The organism is Rhodococcus sp. HNM0563 (assembly GCF_012726195.1).
Classification (GTDB): Bacteria; Actinomycetota; Actinomycetes; order Mycobacteriales; family Mycobacteriaceae; genus Rhodococcus.
Map to the genome: position 1 here is coordinate 1 of NZ_JAASAF010000005.1, position 16,678 is coordinate 16,678.

Annotated in this window: 15 protein-coding genes; 9 read left to right on the plus strand and 6 right to left on the minus strand. The window is 64.4% G+C overall.

All coding sequences use genetic code 11. The annotated features are described in order from the left end of the window. Positions 1 to 333 precede the first annotated feature (333 nt). From ehuB to ehuA, 4 genes are all read left to right on the plus strand, one after another. The gene (ehuB, locus tag HCA61_RS12230; protein WP_169688481.1) at positions 334 to 1,233 is read left to right on the plus strand and encodes an ectoine/hydroxyectoine ABC transporter substrate-binding protein EhuB; all 900 of its coding nucleotides are present in this window, start codon (positions 334 to 336) and stop codon (positions 1,231 to 1,233) included. 16 nt (positions 1,234 to 1,249) lie between these two features. Next, entirely contained in the window at positions 1,250 to 1,984 is a 735-nt protein-coding gene (gene ehuC, locus HCA61_RS12235; protein ID WP_169688482.1) for an ectoine/hydroxyectoine ABC transporter permease subunit EhuC, read from the plus strand. Beyond that, positions 1,981 to 2,625 carry an ectoine/hydroxyectoine ABC transporter permease subunit EhuD gene (gene ehuD / locus HCA61_RS12240; RefSeq protein WP_169688483.1) on the plus strand — a complete coding sequence of 215 codons (645 nt, stop codon included), beginning with the start codon at positions 1,981 to 1,983 and terminating at the stop codon, positions 2,623 to 2,625. Before ehuC ends, ehuD begins: the two co-directional genes overlap by 4 nt. A gap of 61 nt (positions 2,626 to 2,686) precedes the next feature. Next, positions 2,687 to 3,451 (plus strand): ectoine/hydroxyectoine ABC transporter ATP-binding protein EhuA, encoded by a 765-nt coding sequence (gene ehuA / locus HCA61_RS12245; protein ID WP_169688882.1) that lies wholly within the window; start codon positions 2,687 to 2,689, stop codon positions 3,449 to 3,451. Positions 3,452 to 3,461: 10 nt separating this feature from the next. Here ehuA and HCA61_RS12250 read toward each other — a convergent pair whose 3' ends face one another. Next, the gene (locus HCA61_RS12250; protein ID WP_169688484.1) at positions 3,462 to 5,006 is read right to left on the minus strand and encodes an adenylate/guanylate cyclase domain-containing protein; all 1,545 of its coding nucleotides are present in this window, start codon (positions 5,004 to 5,006) and stop codon (positions 3,462 to 3,464) included. 42 nt (positions 5,007 to 5,048) lie between these two features. On the opposite strand from HCA61_RS12250, the gene nucS reads away from it, so the two are divergent. After that, the gene (gene nucS, locus HCA61_RS12255; RefSeq protein WP_169688485.1) at positions 5,049 to 5,726 is read left to right on the plus strand and encodes an endonuclease NucS; all 678 of its coding nucleotides are present in this window, start codon (positions 5,049 to 5,051) and stop codon (positions 5,724 to 5,726) included. A 3-nt stretch (positions 5,727 to 5,729) separates the two neighbouring features. Then, positions 5,730 to 6,068, plus strand: a complete 339-nt coding sequence (locus HCA61_RS26300; RefSeq protein WP_169688486.1) for an ATP/GTP-binding protein — start codon at positions 5,730 to 5,732, stop codon at positions 6,066 to 6,068. 52 nt (positions 6,069 to 6,120) lie between these two features. Here the strand turns inward: HCA61_RS26300 and HCA61_RS12265 are convergent, their stop codons facing one another. Beyond that, a complete protein-coding gene (locus HCA61_RS12265) occupies positions 6,121 to 7,311 on the minus strand; it encodes a hypothetical protein (protein ID WP_240959232.1) in 1,191 nt (396 codons plus the stop codon). 79 nt (positions 7,312 to 7,390) lie between these two features. Then, positions 7,391 to 7,876 (minus strand): methylmalonyl-CoA epimerase, encoded by a 486-nt coding sequence (gene mce, locus HCA61_RS12270; RefSeq protein ID WP_169688487.1) that lies wholly within the window; start codon positions 7,874 to 7,876, stop codon positions 7,391 to 7,393. Between the two features lie 97 nt (positions 7,877 to 7,973). Here mce and HCA61_RS12275 point away from each other — a divergent pair, with 97 nt between their 5' ends. The 3 genes from HCA61_RS12275 to HCA61_RS12285 all read left to right on the plus strand — a co-directional run bounded on the left by HCA61_RS12275 (position 7,974) and on the right by HCA61_RS12285 (position 10,668). Further along, the gene (locus HCA61_RS12275; RefSeq protein WP_169688488.1) at positions 7,974 to 9,164 is read left to right on the plus strand and encodes an acetyl-CoA C-acetyltransferase; all 1,191 of its coding nucleotides are present in this window, start codon (positions 7,974 to 7,976) and stop codon (positions 9,162 to 9,164) included. Positions 9,165 to 9,269: 105 nt separating this feature from the next. After that, on the plus strand, positions 9,270 to 9,629 hold the full coding sequence (locus HCA61_RS12280) for a DUF3817 domain-containing protein (protein ID WP_169688489.1): 360 nt from the start codon (positions 9,270 to 9,272) through the stop codon (positions 9,627 to 9,629). A gap of 148 nt (positions 9,630 to 9,777) precedes the next feature. Further along, positions 9,778 to 10,668 carry a tetratricopeptide repeat protein gene (locus tag HCA61_RS12285; protein ID WP_169688883.1) on the plus strand — a complete coding sequence of 297 codons (891 nt, stop codon included), beginning with the start codon at positions 9,778 to 9,780 and terminating at the stop codon, positions 10,666 to 10,668. Positions 10,669 to 10,737: 69 nt separating this feature from the next. On the opposite strand, the gene HCA61_RS12290 is transcribed toward HCA61_RS12285, so the two are convergent. The 3 genes from HCA61_RS12290 to HCA61_RS12300 are packed head-to-tail and all read right to left on the minus strand — an operon-like array spanning position 10,738 to position 16,439. Then, positions 10,738 to 12,189, minus strand: a complete 1,452-nt coding sequence (locus HCA61_RS12290; RefSeq protein ID WP_169688490.1) for a metallopeptidase — start codon at positions 12,187 to 12,189, stop codon at positions 10,738 to 10,740. A 33-nt stretch (positions 12,190 to 12,222) separates the two neighbouring features. Continuing rightward, a complete protein-coding gene (gene glgB, locus HCA61_RS12295) occupies positions 12,223 to 14,424 on the minus strand; it encodes a 1,4-alpha-glucan branching protein GlgB (RefSeq protein WP_169688491.1) in 2,202 nt (733 codons plus the stop codon). Beyond that, positions 14,421 to 16,439: an alpha-1,4-glucan--maltose-1-phosphate maltosyltransferase gene (locus HCA61_RS12300; protein WP_169688492.1), complete on the minus strand. Its 2,019-nt coding sequence runs from the start codon at positions 16,437 to 16,439 to the stop codon at positions 14,421 to 14,423. Before HCA61_RS12300 ends, glgB begins: the two co-directional genes overlap by 4 nt. Between the last annotated feature and the right edge of the window lie 239 nt (positions 16,440 to 16,678).

Below are 16,678 nucleotides of genomic sequence, written 5' to 3' on the forward strand. Positions count from 1 at the left end.
TCGTCAGGGTGTGGGAGAGTAGGTCGCCGCCGTGCATTCGTTCCGAAGGGGGACTCACTTTGTGGGTCCCCCTTCGTGTTTTTCGTTGCCGTGTATTCGTTCCGGTGAGGGGCTCCACTTCGTGGGGCCCCTCACCGCGTTGTCTGAATATTTCTGTCTTCCCGCTGCTCTGGAACCTTCGCGCAGGTTACGAGATGGTAACAACGCGATTCTGGTTTCCGGTTTGACCCTTTCTGTCGGTAACGTCCGCTGGGCAGATCCGTTGGGTCGTGCTGCAAGGCGGTACGGATCCTCCCGGGTCGTTCCTAGTGACGACGAAAGGGATTTGGGACGATGAGTATGCGACTTGGTAGAAATGCGGCCGTGAGGTTCGCCGCTGGTGTTGCCGGACTGGGACTTGTCGGTGCATCTATCGCCGGCTGCACCAGTACGGACACCGGAAGCGCGGAGGGTGGGACAACCCTCGAGAGCTTGCGAGAGGCCGGAACTGTCACTGTCGGATTCGCCGGTGAGGCCCCGTACAGCTTCATGGAGGACGGCGAACTCACCGGTGCGACCGTTGCCCTTCACCGTGAGATCTTCAAGAACCTCGGTATCGAGAACGTGGAAGGCGTCGCCACCGACTTCGGTGCGCTCATTCCCGGTCTCCAGGCAGGTCGGTTCGACGTTGTCAGTGCCGGCATGTCGATCCTGCCGCAGCGATGCGAGCAGGCGCTGTTCAGTGAGCCCGAGTTCAACTACACGACAGCGTTGATGGTGCCTGAGGGCAATCCTCAGAACCTGTCGGACATCCAATCGGTCAGCGACTCGGGCGCCAGCCTGGCGGTCATGACAGGCGCGATCGAGTCGGATTATGCCGCGGAGTCGGGAATCGACGCGATGCAGGTCGCATCCGCGCAGGACGGCATGGACGCGGTGATCAACGGTCGTGCCGACGTCTTCGCTCTCACCGGTATCTCGCTCAACTGGATGAAGCAGAACAACGAGTCGGCACCGGTCGACGTCACGCAGTCGTTCGTCGCCGAGATCGGCGGAGTGCCTCAGGTCGGTGCAGGCGGCACCGTCTTCCGCTTGGGCGACGAAGAACTTCGCGACGCCTACAACGAAGAGCTTCAGAAGATCACGTCGGACAAGGACAAGTACCTGTCGATCGTCGGTGAATTCGGTTTCACCGAAGAGGAATTGCCCGATCCGGAACTGACCACGGCGATGCTCTGCGAGGGCGTCTCCTGAGAGCGGGTTCTCCAGAATGGATTTCGGTTCGAAGATCGAGGCGCTGACAAATGCGTTTCCTCGAATACTCGATGGAATCCTGGTCACTCTCTACCTCACGATCGGTAGTGCGTTCTTCGCGTTCCTGCTGGCCGTCGCCTTCGGGCTGGCGGCCGGCGCGAAGAACCTGGTCCTGAGGGGGAGTTCCCGGATCGTCATCGAGTTCTTCAGGGGTACTTCGCTTCTGGTGCAGTTGTTCTGGTTCTTCTATGTCATGCCGCTGTTCGGCTACCGGCTCGAGCCGATCGTGTGCGGCATCCTCGCACTGTCGTTGAACTACGGCGCGTACGGTGCCGAAGTGGTGCGCGGCGCGATCGCGTCGGTCCCGCGTCCGCAATGGGAGGCCGCGACCGCGCTGAATTTCAGTTATTGGCAGCGTCTTCGGAAGGTCATCTTTCCGCAAGCATGGGCAGAAATGATTCCCCCGCTGACGAACTTGCTGATCCAGCTGCTCAAGGGCACAGCGCTCGCAAGCTATATCCTCTTGCAGGATCTGACCTTCGAGATCGAGCAGTTGCGTCGCACCACCGGCGACACACTTTTCGCCTTCGGTGTCGGGCTCGTCTTGTACTTCATTGTGGGATATGCGTTGACGCTGTTGATGAATGCGCTCGAGGTGCGGGCGAAGAGCAGACTGGGGACAGGGCCATCGATGCGTGAGATCTTCGGCCTCGCACCGGTTGTCGACAAGCCCGAGGAGGTGAAGACATGACCGTCGACTGGAGTTGGCAACGCGCCTGGGATGCGCTTCCGGTGTTGCTCGAAGGATTCAAGATAACCCTGCTCGCCACAGTCCTCGGTTTCTTTCTCGCCGCAGTGTTGGGCTTAGTTGTGGCAATCGCCCGACGAAGTTTGCCGCGTCCCTTGTCGATGGTGCTCGGAGCCGTCGTCGAGTTCATTCGCCTCACACCGTTGGTCGTCCAGTTGCTCTTCGTGTACTACATGCTTCCGCAGTTCAGTGCGCTGCAGATCGGTATCGCGGTATTGGGCATCCATTACGCGACGTACATGGCCGAGGTGTATCGGGCCGGGATCGAAGCCGTACCTGTGGGGCAGTGGGAGGCAGCAAGGGCATTGTCGTTGCCGAGCAGCCGTACGTGGCGGGCGGTCATCTTGCCGCAGGCCGTGCGTCGGGTGGTTCCTGCGCTGGGAAATTACGCAGTCTCGATGTTCAAGGACACGCCGTTTCTCTTCACCATTTCGGTGGTCGAGATGGTCACTGCAGCGCAGCAGTTCGGTGCCAGGAATTTCCAGTATCTCGAGCCGTTGACATTGGCCGGATTGATCTTCCTGATAGCGAGCTACCCGACCTCATTGCTGATTCGCCGATTGGAGCGTCGTCTTGCCTACTGATCTGACCAAGGACACCGGTGGAGCTGCGGATCCATCCGGCGGTGGAACGTCGGGCGAGCCGATGATCCGGTTCGAATCCGTAGTGAAGCAGTTCGGCGACAACGTCGTGCTCGACCACCTCGACTTCGATGTCGCCCCCGGCGACCGCGTGACCTTGATCGGGCCGAGTGGCTCGGGCAAGACCACGATCCTGAGGCTTCTCATGACCTTGGAGAAAGTCGACGGCGGAGTGGTATGGGTCAAGGGCGAGCCGTTGAGCCACGAGCGCAAGGGAGCCAAACTTGTTCCCGCGTCCGAGAAGCACCTGCGCAAAGTGCGGCAGAGCATCGGCATGGTGTTCCAGCATTTCAACCTGTTTCCGAACATGAACGTGATGGAGAATCTCACCGAGGCGCCCATCCACGTGCTGGGCCGCAAGAAGGCCGATGCGGAAGCTCGGGCGCGCGAACTACTCGCGATGGTGGGTCTGTCCGACAAGGAGAAAGCGCACCCGACTCAGCTGTCGGGCGGTCAACAGCAGCGCGTGGCCATCGCCCGTGCGCTGGCGATGGACCCCGACATCCTGCTGCTCGACGAGGTCACGTCGGCGCTCGACCCGGAGCTCGTCGCCGACGTGCTCGACGTTCTGCGGCAGATCGCGGACACCACCGACATCACGATGCTGATCGTCACGCACGAGATGCATTTCGCCAGGGACGTCTCCAACCGTGTCCTGATGTTCGACAAGGGGCGAATCATCGAACAGGGTACGCCCGAGGTCATTTTCACCAATCCGAAAGAGGAACGGACCCGCAAGTTCCTCGACGCAGTCCTCGCAGGGGAGTGAGGGAGCGAGGTCACTCGGCCGGTACTGCCAGCCGAGTGGCCTCCGCCCGGCCGCGCAATGTGATTTCGTCCTGCACGGTCCATTCGGATGCCTCGTCGCTCGCGGCGGTGTCGAGGGCGCGACCCGATGCAAGGACGTAGCCCGGCACGGTTTTCGCGAGGTCGGACAAACGCGCCGCCTCGTTCACCGGGTCTCCGATCACGGTGTACTCGAAACGTTCTGCGGCGCCGATGTTTCCCGCGACCGCCCGACCTGCCGCAACCCCGATTCCCGCGCGACACTCGGGGATCTCGGCGGCGAGTCGATGTGCCATCGTGCGAGCGGTCCGCAACGCACGACCGGACGCATCGTCGACCCGCAGCGGTGCACCGAAGATCGCCAGCGCCGCGTCACCCTCGAACTTGTTGACCGACCCACCGGCGCGGTGGACTTCCTCCACGACCACCGCGAAGAAACGATTGAGCAAGGCGACAACCTCGACAGGGGGCCACTCGCTTGCCAGGGCCGTCGACCCGACGATGTCGATGAACAGCACTGCGACATCGCGTTCCTCGCCGCCGAGGATGTCTGCGCTCTCGAGTGCTTCGGCCGCGACATCTCTTCCGACGTGCCTACCGAAGACTTCTCTGATGCGCTCGCGTTCCCGCAATCCATCGGCCATGCGGTTGAATCCGGCCTGGAGTTCGCCGAGTTCGGTGCCGTCGTACACCACGATTTTCGTGTCCAGGTCGCCTTTCTCGATCTGTGACATGCCGTATTGCACCGATTCGATCGGGGCAATACTCGAGCGCACGCTGAGGAACAGCAGCAACGAACCGACGAGCAGGGTGATGCTTCCGAGCGCGAGGATGGTCACGGCGAAACGGACCGGGGTGACCGGACGAATGAAACTGAACACCGCGATCAGCATCAGTCCGATCACGGGGATACTGCTGCCGAGAACCCACGCGAGCATCACCCGACCGGTGGTTCCGGCAAGGCGATGACGTCGGGGTGCCCCTGCCTCGAGTGCCCGTGCTGCGATCGGCCGAAGCGCGAATTCGGTGAACAGATAGACGAACCCGCACACGGTGGTTCCGGCGAGCAGGATCGTGATGGACACCTTGGGAATAGTGTCGGGATCGATGATCCCGAGGCACGTGGTGAACAGGACCAGCCCGATGACCCAGAGGAAACCCTGTTGCAGGGTCATCCGCAGCGGGAGATTCAGGGCAGTGCGTTGCTCTCGGGCGGTGGGACGACGGCCGTCGAGAGCCCAGGCCAGATGATCCACACCGTAGCGGGTGCCGAGAACCGTCCCGACAACGATCGCCACGACCACATACGCCGGAGCGAGGACGGCGATCACAATGAGGAACTCCGAGGTGAGCAACGACGGCCCGGGGATCACGACATTGATGAGGGTCGCTGCGATCAAGGCGCCGACGATGTGAGTGCCCGCCAGCGAGAGAGTCAGCAAAGACTGGACCCGAATTCGGAGCCGCCGGACCGGCTCCTCAGGCTGTCCCAGGATCGCGGAACCGAGCGGCGCGGTACGGCTGTTGCGTGCTGACATGGTCGTTCGAGCGTAGACGAGGTCATCCCTTAGGGTGGGCGTGTGCGCCTAGTGATTGCTCGTTGCCGTGTCGACTACATCGGACGTCTGACCGCACACCTTCCCACCGCACGCCGATTGTTGTTGGTGAAAGCGGACGGGTCGGTGAGCGTGCATGCCGACGACCGTGCCTACAAGCCTCTCAACTGGATGAGCCCGCCGTGCTGGTTGTCGGAAGAGGCTCCGGAGGAGGACACCGCGGCGCTCTGGGTGGTCACGAACAAGGCCGGCGAGCAGTTGCGAATCACCATCGAGGAGATCGAGCACGACTCGAGCCATGAACTCGGAGTCGATCCGGGCCTGATCAAGGACGGTGTCGAAGCGCACCTACAGGAACTGCTCGCCGAACATGTGGAAACCCTCGGTGCGGGATACAGCCTGGTGCGGCGCGAGTTTCCGACGGCCATCGGCCCTGTCGACCTACTGTGCCGCGATGCCGACGGCGCCACGGTCGCGGTCGAAATCAAGCGGCGTGGTGAGATCGACGGGGTGGAACAGCTCACGCGCTATCTCGAACTGCTCAATCGGGATCCGCTTCTCGCGCCCGTGAGCGGAGTGTTTGCCGCCCAACAGATCAAGCCGCAGGCCAAGACGCTCGCGACCGATCGCGGTATCCGCTGCCTGGTACTCGATTACGAGGCGTTGCGGGGGATCGAGAGCACCGAGTTCCGGCTGTTCTGAGCCATGCCACGCCGGAATCGTCCTCATGCGTCGCGCAAACACGCAAAAGCGAACACCGAGTCGTCGGGCTCGGGGTCCTCGTCCTTCGGTTGGGCGACCACGCGGTCCGAGTCGGGCCCTGCCGGTGCGGAGTCCGAACAGTTCACGGTGCGGACGGTGCCGGGGTCGCGAGCGACGAAACCGTATCGCTGTCCGGGATGCGACCACGAGATCGCACCGGGGACGCCCCACATCGTGGCGTGGTCGAACGACGTTCCCGGCGGTGCCGACGATCGTCGGCATTGGCACAACGGATGCTGGTCGGCCCGCGCACGACGGGGGCCGACCCGGCGTTGGTCCTGACCCGGCGTTGGTCCTGACCAGACGACGGTCCTGCTACCCGGCGTGGTTGCGACTACCGCCGCACTCTGCTCGCCACCGCAGGCGAACGACCACTGCCGCCGGGGCGCGGAGACTCGCCTCGGGCCGGAGCCGGCGGCTGAGTCTGCTTCGGAGCCTTCGGGGTTGTGCCTCGGTCGCTTACGCGTGCTTCGGCTTCGTCTGAGTCGGTGCTGTTGCTCGCACTCTTCTCGGTGTCGGGCTTGTCGGACCCCGGCCGCGAGTTCGTGGTGCTGGGCTCGCCGTTCTTGCCTCCGCGCCGGGCGCTGTCGGACTCGGCCTTTGCTGCGGGCTGGGCGGACGCGTTGTCCTCGACATCCGACGGTGCTGGGGTGTCGTCCGAGAGGTTGCGGGCAAGGAGGTCGGTTTCCTCGGTTGCTGCCGCGAGCATGTCGGGTACGCCGTCGAGCTGTTCACGGACGGCATCGAGCTGCCCGAGGATGCGTCCCCGCATGACGAGCAGTTCCTCGGTGAGCCCCTTGGCGTTCGCGATCTTGCGTTCGGAGGCCTCGGTGGCCACAGCGAGGCGTCGACTCGCTTCGGAGGTGGCCTGTTCGAGGCGACGCTCTGCTTCGCCCTTGCTCGAGCGCTCGAGCTCGTCGAGTGAACCGAGCAGTTTCGACCGGCGTTCGGACATCGTGATCTCGAAGTCCTGCTGCACCTGCTCACGCTTGCTTTCGGCCTCGGCGGCGCGACGGTCGGCCTCGGCGCGCGCGGCGGCGACGATCCGGTCGGCTTCGGTACGTGCGGCAGCCATCGTGCGGGAGTGTTCTTCCTCGCAGGCAAGGCGACGGTTCTCGAGGTCCTCGAGTCGCTTCTCGAAATCGCCGCGGAGGCGAATGCCTTCTTGCTCGGCGAGAGAGACCATCTCGGCGGCATCGCTCTCAGCGCGGGCTCGAAGCTCCGACGCTTCGTCGGATGCCAGTCGGAGCATCCGGGAGATGCGGTCGCTCATGCCTTCCGCGGTGGTCGGAGGCACCGAGAGGCGATCGACGTCCTTGCGGAGATCGTCGATCTCGTTCCGGGCATTCTCCAGCTGACGGGCCAGATCACGGGCCTGTGCGGATGCTGCGTCGCGGTCGGTTGCCGTCACGCGGAGCTCGGCTTCGAATCGGGCGAAGTAGTTGGTCACCTCGTCGCGGTCGAAGCCCTTCCGCACGATGGAGAACGGCAGGTGACTGGGAGCGCGATCACGATCGAAGACCATGAAGCCAATCTACCCGCTCGAATCCGGGATCACTTGGGCAGCTCCAGCACCACAGTGCTGGAGCTACTCACACATCGGGTCAGTGAGCGGGGTTCGCGGCGGGCTCGACGAGCTCGACGAGAACGCCACCGGCATCCTTCGGATGCAGGAAGTTGATCCGCGAATCGGCCGTGCCGCGACGCGGTGCGTCGTACAGAAGTCGCACGCCTTGTTCACGCAGGTGCGTGGAGATCGCATCGAGGTCGGTGACCCGGTAGGCGAGCTGCTGCAATCCGGGGCCGCTACGGTCGATGAACTTCGCGATGGTCGAGTTCTCGTCGAGCGGGGCCAGCAGCTGGATCTGGGTGGCACCGTCGGGGCTGCCCGGAACGGAGAGCATGGCCTCCCGGACGCCCTGCTCCTCGTTGATCTCTTCGTGCGTGGACACGAGCCCGACGTTCTCGGCGTACCACGTGAGTGCGGCGTCGAGATCGGGGACGGCGATGCCGACGTGGTCGATCGCCGTGACGAGCCCGGAGGACAGAGCTGCCGCGACAGGCGACGATGTGGGGGAGGTCTCGGTCATACCTCTGACGGTAGCGGTACCGTTGGTCAAGCTCATATCGGGTCCCGGGTATCCCACCGAGTGAGCATCCGCATTGTCTATTCGGAGGACATTTCCCGTGAGCAGTTCTGTCATTGTCGCTGGAGCCCGTACACCGATGGGTCGCCTGCAAGGTTCGTTGAAGGACTTCTCGGGAGCCGATCTCGGGGGAGTCGCCATCAAGGGTGCCTTGGACAAGGCCGGGGTCGCGCCGGAGAAGGTCGATTACGTGATCATGGGCCAGGTGCTCACCGCAGGCGCCGGCCAGATCCCCGCACGTCAAGCCGCTGTTGCCGCAGGCATCCCGATGGATGTCCCCGCTCTGACCATCAACAAGGTGTGTCTGTCGGGCCTCAATGCCATCGCGATGGCCGATCAATTGATCCGCGCGGGCGAATTCGACATCGTCGTCGCGGGCGGTCAGGAGTCGATGACGCAGGCCCCGCACATGCTCGAGAAGAGTCGCGCCGGATTCAAGTACGGCGACGTGACTCTGCGCGATCATATGGCCTACGACGGTCTGCACGACATCTTCACCGACCAGGCGATGGGACTGCTGACCGAATCGGCGAATGCCGATTCCGATTTCGTTTCTCGTGAGGAACAGGACGCGTTCGCCGCGGCCTCGCACCAGAATGCGGCGCGTGCCTGGAAGGACGGTCTGTTCGACGACGAGGTCGTGCCCGTGTCGATCCCGCAGCGCAAAGGCGATCCGATCGTGTTCGCCACCGACGAAGGCATCCGCGCCGACACCACCGTCGAATCGCTCGGCAAGTTGCGTCCGGCGTTCGCGAAGGACGGCACGGTCACTGCAGGCTCGGCATCCCAGATCTCGGACGGTGCGGCAGCGGTGGTCGTGATGAGCAAGGCCAAGGCCGAGGAACTCGGTTTGAGCTGGATCGCGGAGATCGGTGCGTCGGGTGTCGTCGCCGGTCCCGACTCGACCCTGCAGCAGCAGCCGGCCCGCGCGATCGCCAAGGCGTGTGAACGCGAGGGCATCGCCCCCGCGGATCTCGATCTCGTCGAGATCAACGAGGCGTTCGCCGCAGTGGGTATCGCGTCGGCTCGCGAGCTCGGGATCGATGCTGCCAAGGTCAACGTCAACGGTGGGGCGATCGCACTCGGTCACCCGCTCGGTATGTCCGGTGCTCGCATCGCGCTGCATCTCGCGTTGGAGCTGAAGCGTCGAGGCGGCGGCATCGGTGCGGCTGCATTGTGCGGTGGTGGCGGGCAGGGCGACGCGCTGATCGTACGGGTGCCGAAGGCCTGATCTTCGAACTCGGATCCCTCGCGGCCCTCGACGTCCAGCGTCGAGGGCCGTGATGTCTCTCACTCCACTACGGGTCGTCGTAGATTAATGGGCACAATGGCCCTTATGACGACGATCTTCGACCTGTCCACTCCCGCGAAGAGGTTCCGCCTCGTAGCCATCTGGGAGGCGGTGACCTGGCTGGCCCTGCTGATCGCGATGTTCTTCAAATGGGTTCTCGGGTACGAGGAAGCCATCCGCATCCCCGGCATGGTGCACGGCGTTGCCGGATTCATGCTGTTCGTCGTCGTCACCTTCATCACCGCGTGGGCGCTGAAGTGGGACATCAAGACCACGTTCCTGGCGCTCGTGTCGAGTGTCCCGCCGTTCGGCACCATCGTCTTCGAGCGGTGGGCCGTCAAGACCGGCCGCCTCGCAGAACTCTCCGAGCCCGGTAGCCGCCAGGACGCACCCGCCACCGTCTGACCGTCCGCCACCGTCTGACCGTCCGCCACCGTCTGACCGTCCGCCACCGTCTGACCGTCCGCAGCTTCATCGGCCGCGGCATGCCAAACTGGAAGACGTGACTCGACCCGGTTCCCGTCCTTCACGTTCCGCCGCCGCGGCCGCGGCGCTGTCCGGCGCGGTGGATCTCGCGCCCCTCAAAGACAGGGCTGCTACGCCGCCCCCTCCGCCTCCCTCCGGTGACGGCACGCAAGGTGCACTCCCACCGATCGTGGACGTCACCGAGGCCACCTTCGAAACCGAAGTGCTCCAGCGCTCGACCCAGGTACCCGTCATCGTGGACCTGTGGGCCACCTGGTGCGAGCCCTGCAAACAGCTCTCGCCGCTTCTCGAGAAGCTCGCCACCGAGGCCGCAGGTGCATGGGTGCTCGCCAAAGTCGACGTCGACGCCAATCCTCGGATCGCCCAGGCCTTCGGAGTCCAATCTGTGCCGACCGTCGTGGCGATTGCCGCAGGCCAGCCGTTGGCAGACTTCCAAGGCGTCCAGCCCGAACCGGCTCTGCGGCAGTGGCTCGAGGCGATCGCCCAGGCTGTCGAAGGCAAGTTGTCGGGCCCACCCTCCGCAGAGGCCGAACCGGCCGAACAGCCCGAGGATCCGCGATTCGTCGCGGCGGAGCAGGCTCTCGAGCAGAACGATTTCGAGGGCGCCGAAGCTGCGTACAACCTCATTCTCAACTCCGAGCCCGACAACGCCGATGCCAAGGCGGCGCTGCGGCAGGTGAAATTCCTGGCCCGGTCCCAGGGCGTTCCTGCGGACGCGGTAGCGCGTGCGGATGCTGCTCCTGCCGATCTCGAGGCGCAACTCGCCGCCGCCGACGCCGAACTGTCCGCGCAGGACCCCGCGGCGGCCTTCGAGCGGATCATCGCATTCGTCAAGCGCAGTGCCGGCGACGACCGCACTGCAGCCCGCACACGACTACTCGAGCTGTTCGAGCTGTTCGACCCGGCGGAGCCATTCGTGGTGTCTGCACGTCGCAAGCTTGCTGCAGCGCTCTACTGACCGGTCCATTCGCGACCCGACCCCTTCGCGACCGGACCCCGTCGCCGCGAGGACTCACCGGCCGCTGTCTCAGCGGTAGCGGCCGGTGCACGAGTTCTCGCCGCCGAGTACTCCGGTGCGGAACGCATCCACCCGAGCGAACCCACTCGGGACGGTATTGCCGTTGACATCGCTCGCGGCGAGGCCGTCGCGGAGCAACCCGGACACGGCCTCGTCGAGATCCCCAGGGGAAAGCCACACCATCTCGGCGTCCGAGTCGAGTTCCGAAGCGACCGTGCTCGACGGGCTCAAGGCCGCGCTGATCACCCCCGACAGGCATGCAGCACGCAACGCGGTGCGGGCATCTGCGAGGCCTTGACCCGCATCCTTCTGCACCGCGAGCGCGTACCGGGACGCGACAAGGACGTAGGCGTTGTAATCACCGCGCACATCGGCACTGAAACCGTCGCGTCGCGAACTGTCCGGGGTGCCGACCGCGGCGAGTTCCTCGAGGTCGACCCCCACGGTGTTCGTTGCCGGACAGTACGACACCGGCACCGTCGTCTTCGCGTCGGGACAACCGAGATCCGCACCCGACAATTCCAGCTCGGGAGGCGATTCGAGGTCGAACACGTGGTGGAACGACTCGAAGATGGTCTCGACCGACTCCGCAGTCACCGGTAGTTCGCCGTCGTCGATGCTGTCGAAATACTGGGGCAGATCCGCGCGCCGGGATTCGATCTCTGCCGCATCGATACGCGGACAGGTCGCGGCACCGTCCGTGAAGCCGATCTGCACCGCCGTCACGCGTTCGAACGCGGATCCGTGGATGGAATCCGGATCGTTCGGGTCGCTGTCGCGAAACAACACCATCGACGCCAGGACATTGTTGAGGCCGTCCGCCGTGTTGAGTTCGAAGTGCTCGGAGTCGCCCTCGGCGACGTGTCGCATGAAGGCCCCGGCGAAACAGTCCGCCTGCTGCTCGAACACGATGCCGGGATCATCGTCGCCGACGATACCCGCCGTGTACTGGATGGCATGCCCGTACTCATGGGCGAGTACGGTGACCGCCGACATGGGGCCGAAGTCCTCGACGAGTTGCGGCATGAGGTAGGTGCGGTCCCAGCCGATGACGTCCCCACCGCTGCAGTACGCCGCATTGATGAAGTCATAGGTGGACTCACCGCAGAAACGGGGGCCGCGACGCTCGGAGGGATCCCACGAGATGATCGTGCCGACCGGCACGAAGTCGCCTCGCGCGACCGAGCTGTACTCCTGCCGCCAGTACTCCTCGAGGTCGGCGATCGCGTTACCCGCAAGGATGTCGATCGCACCGCCATCGGTGTTCTCGATCGTCACGTCGGCATCGGAGACACCACTGCGTGGCCCGGTCGGGCCCGACACCACAGGTAGACCTGCAACGGTGAACGGATTGTCGTAGATCGACACCGCTGTTCCCGAGACCTGCTGCGTACAACCGGCCACCAGGACAGCCACAAGAATCGGAAGAACCGGGGCGAACCATCGGCGTCGTCGTGTCACGTCGATCCATTCTCCATCAGTCGCTGCCGGCGATCACCGCCGCGGCGACAGCCAGATCGCGCCGTGCGCCGGAAGCGTCACCCGAGCCGAAGCCGGGCGCCCGTGCCACGAATGTGTCGTGGCGATCACCGCGCCGAGATTACCGGTGCCGCTTCCCTGATACGCGGTCGCGTCCGTGTTGAGAACTTCCTCCCAGGCACCCGGTTCCGGCAGCCCCACACGGTAGTCGGCCTGCATGCTGCCCGAAAAGTTGTACAGGCACGCGATCACCGAACCGTCGCTGCCGTAGCGCAGGAAACTGAGCACATTGTTGTGGGCATCGTTGGCATCGATCCACGAATACCCGCCGGGAGTGGTGTCGAGCGTGTACAGCGCCGGATGGTGGCGGTATACGCGGTTCAGATCGGCGACCAGCGTGCGGATACCCGCATGCAATGCTCCGGTGTGCGGATCGTCGAGCTGCCACCAGTCGAGACCGCGTTCCTCCGACCACTCACCGACCTGCCCGAACTCCTGTCCCATGAACAGCAACTGCTTCCCGGGGTGCGACCACATGTACGCGAGCATCGCACGCAACCCGGCGGCTCTCGTGTGGTCGTCGCCGGGCATGCGCGTCCACAACGTGCCCTTGCCGTGGACGACCTCATCGTGACTGATCGGCAGCACGAAATGCTCGCTCCACGCATACATCAAGGAGAACGTGATCTCGTGGTGGTGGAAAGTCCGGTGGACCGGGTCGTGCATGAGATACCCGAGGGTGTCGTGCATCCAGCCCATGTTCCATTTCATCGAGAACCCGAGCCCCCCGACATTCGTCGGCCGCGTCACACCGGGCCACGCCGTGGATTCTTCCGCGATCGTCACGACACCGGGGTGGTGCTTGTGCACTGTCGCGTTGAGTTCCTGAAGGAACGCGACGGCATCGAGGTTCTCACGCCCACCGAATTCGTTCGGGGTCCAGCCGCCCTCGGGCCGGGAATAATCCAGATAGAGCATCGACGCCACGGCATCGACACGCAATCCGTCGATGTGGAACTCTTCGATCCAGTACAACGCGTTCGCGACGAGGAAGTTGCGTACCTCCTTACGGCCGTAGTCGAACACATAGGTACCCCAATCGAGCTGTTCGCCGCGCCGGGGATCGGCGTGTTCGTAGAGCGGAGTGCCGTCGAAACGGGCGAGTGCCCAGTCGTCCTTCGGGAAGTGCGCGGGCACCCAGTCCATGATCACGCCGACATTCGCGGCGTGCAGTCGATCGACGAACTCACGGAACTCGTCGGGCGTCCCGAACCGCGCTGTCGGCGCGTAGTACGAGGTGACCTGGTAACCCCATGACCCACCGAACGGATGCTCGGCGACGGGCATGAGTTCCACATGGGTGAAACCGGTTTCCCGCACGTATTCGGCCAGCTGGTCGGCGAGCTCGGAATAGGTCAGTCCCGGACGCCACGACCCGAGATGCACCTCGTACACACTCATCGGTTCCTGCCAGGGCTGGGCCTGGGCGCGCGAGGCGAGCCACTGCTCATCGCGCCACTCGTGCGAGCTGCGTGTGACCACCGACGCGGTCGCCGGTGGCACCTCGGTGGCGAATGCCATGGGATCGGCTTTGTCACGGATCGAACCATCGTGCCCGTGGACGCGATACTTGTAGAGCTGACCCGGCTCGACACCGGGCACGAACAACTCCCACACACCGCTCGACCCCAGAACGCGCATCGGAGCGGTACCACCGCCCCACAGGTCGAAGTCGCCGATCACCGTCACACCACGAGCACCTGGAGCCCACACCGCAAACGATGTGCCGGTGACCGTGCCGTCGGGAGTGTCGTACGAGCGGGGGTGGGCACCCAGGACTTCCCACAACCGCTCGTGCCGACCTTCACTGATCAGATGGCGATCGAGTTCGCCGAGAGTGGGCAGAAACCGGTACCCGTCTGCGACGACCACCGTGTAGTCGAGCGGATACGTCACGACCAACCGGTAATCGGCGGGATCGTGTATCGGAAGCAACGCGCTGAACACATCGTGTCCGACCGACTCGAGAGGATGATCCGTTCCCCCCACACGCACTTCGACCTTCTGCGCGCCGGGCCGCAACGCCCGGAACACCGTGCCCTCGGGGTGCGGATGCGCACCGAGGATCGAATGGGGATCGTGGTGCTCGCCGGCTGCGAGGCGTGCCAGTTCCTCGGGATGCGGCGCGTGACGCGGTGCTGACGGCGGCACGGTCACGGCTGCCTCCTGTGCGCGAGAGTTGTGCGGACGGGAACTCCGATGCGCGGCAACACCAGGATGTGAGCGACCGATCGCCACGGTTCGAGCCGTACGAAATTGGCCTGGCCCCAGTGGTATTGCTCGCCGCTCACTTCGTCGTAGACCGGCAGATGGTCGTGCCAGTCGTGGCCGAGGGCGGGCATGTCGAGCCAGATCGTGCCCTGCTCCGCGGCATACGGATTCAGGTTGACGATGGTGAGCACCGTGTCGCCGGTCGTCGGGTCGAACTTCGAGTACCCGATCAATGCGTCGTTGTCGATGTGGTGGAACGTGATGTTGCGGAGCTGCTGTAGCGCCGGATGCGCCCGCCGGATCCGATTGAGCTCGGTCAGCCAGGGCTCGAGGGATTCCCCGCGACGGCGGGCGTCGTCGAACCGCCTCGGACGCAATTGGTACTTCTCCGAGTCGAGATACTCCTCGCTGCCGGGTCGCAGCGGAACATGCTCGTACAGTTCGTAACCTGAGTACACACCCCACGTCGGCGAAAGGGTTGCGGCCAACGCTGCTCGCAGTGCGAACATTCCTGGACCGCCGTGCTGCAGCGACTCGTGGAGGATGTCGGGGGTGTTGACGAACAGATTCGGCCGCGCCTCGTCCGCCTTACCTGCGATCTCCAACCCGAACTCGGTGAGCTCCCATTTCGCGATCCGCCACGTGAAATACGTGTAGGACTGCGCGAAGCCGCGGCGCGCGAGACCGTACATCCGTGCGGGCCGGGTGAACGCCTCGGCGAGGAACACCACATCCGGATCGCTCTTGCGGATCTCCTCGATCAGCCACTCCCAGAAGTCCGGTGGCTTCGTATGCGGATTGTCGACCCGGAAGATGCGTACTCCCGCTGCGATCCAGTGCCGGACCACACGTAGCACCTCGGCGTAGATGCCGTCACGATCGACATCGAAATTGATCGGGTAGATGTCCTGGTACTTCTTGGGCGGGTTCTCCGCATACGCGATCGTTCCGTCGGGCAGCACCGTGAACCATTCGGGATGCGACCGCGCCCACGGGTGATCCGGTGCGCACTGCAACGCGAGGTCGAGGGCAACCTCGAGATCGAGTTCGCGGGCACGCGTGACGAAGTCGCGGAAATCCTCCTCGGTACCCAAATCGGGGTGGATAGCGTCGTGGCCGCCTTCTGCCGACCCGATCGCCCAGGGCGATCCGACATCGTCGGGCCCCGCGACCAACGAGTTGTTCGGGCCCTTCCGGTTGATCTTGCCGATCGGATGGATCGGCGGCAGATACACCACGTCGAACCCCATCGCGGCGATGCGCGGAAGGTCGGCAGCCGCTGTCGCGAACGTGCCGTGCCGCGGGGTGCCGTCATCGTTCCAGCCCCCCGTGGACCTGGGGAAGAACTCGTACCACGAACCGAACAGCGCGCGGCGCCGCTCGACGATCGTCGTGTACGCGCGACCGCGGGTGACGAGCTCGCGCAGTGGGTGCGCGCGGAGGACCTCGGTGACGTCGGCAGAGTAGGCAGGCGCGACACGTTCGCCAAGTGTGCGATGCGACCGGAGCGCGGCGGACACTGCGAGCAGCGCCGGCCGGCTCCCGCGGGGCGCCGCCTTTGAGGTGCGCTCGAACAGCTGCGCGCCGATCTCCAGGTCGTTGGCCAGATCCTCCGGTCCCTGGCCCGCATCGATTTTCGCTTCGACGGCGTGACGCCACGTGGCGATCGGATCGCTCCAGGCTTCGATACGGTAAGTCCATCTGCCAGGGCTGGTCGGGGTGAACACCGCGTTGAACGTGTCGGGTTCGTGGCCCGGTGTCATGGGGATCCGTACGAGCTTGCCCATGGTCTCGGGGTCCGCGGCCGGACCGCGTACCACCAGCGTCGCCGCAAGAGCCTCGTGGCCCTCGCGCCACACTACGGCCGAGACAGGAACGACCTCACCGGTGACAGCCTTGGTCGGGTACCTCCCGCCGTCGATCGCGGGCCGAACGTCGTCGATGGCGAGACGACCTGTCACGTGTTCTCCGTTCGCTGGGGCGGGCGGGTGGCCCGCGCCGAAAATGAACCGTGGGTGTGCGACCACAACCCTATTCCAGGCGGCAGCAGAGTTCCCGGCCATGCATTCGGAAAGGGCGAAACGCACCCTTTGTTATGACTGCCCGTATCCGTTACTCGCGGGTTACGTCAGTTGACCGGACGGCAATACGTCGCCACCTAGCGTCGATTTCGTAATGCACACAGACGTCCGACAGGGCG

What these genes read in the sequence shown, in the direction of transcription:
- HCA61_RS12250 (WP_169688484.1), bottom strand. Translation starts at nt 5,006, where the DNA reads ATGTCAGCACGCAACAGCCGTACCGCGCCGCTCGGTTCCGCGATCCTG.
- ehuA (WP_169688882.1), top strand. Translation starts at nt 2,687, where the DNA reads ATGATCCGGTTCGAATCCGTAGTGAAGCAGTTCGGCGACAACGTCGTG.
- ehuC (WP_169688482.1), top strand. Translation starts at nt 1,250, where the DNA reads ATGGATTTCGGTTCGAAGATCGAGGCGCTGACAAATGCGTTTCCTCGA.
- ehuB (WP_169688481.1), top strand. Translation starts at nt 334, where the DNA reads ATGAGTATGCGACTTGGTAGAAATGCGGCCGTGAGGTTCGCCGCTGGT.
- HCA61_RS12265 (WP_240959232.1), bottom strand. Translation starts at nt 7,311, where the DNA reads ATGGTCTTCGATCGTGATCGCGCTCCCAGTCACCTGCCGTTCTCCATC.
- HCA61_RS26300 (WP_169688486.1), top strand. Translation starts at nt 5,730, where the DNA reads ATGCCACGCCGGAATCGTCCTCATGCGTCGCGCAAACACGCAAAAGCG.
- HCA61_RS12280 (WP_169688489.1), top strand. Translation starts at nt 9,270, where the DNA reads ATGACGACGATCTTCGACCTGTCCACTCCCGCGAAGAGGTTCCGCCTC.
- mce (WP_169688487.1), bottom strand. Translation starts at nt 7,876, where the DNA reads ATGACCGAGACCTCCCCCACATCGTCGCCTGTCGCGGCAGCTCTGTCC.
- ehuD (WP_169688483.1), top strand. Translation starts at nt 1,981, where the DNA reads ATGACCGTCGACTGGAGTTGGCAACGCGCCTGGGATGCGCTTCCGGTG.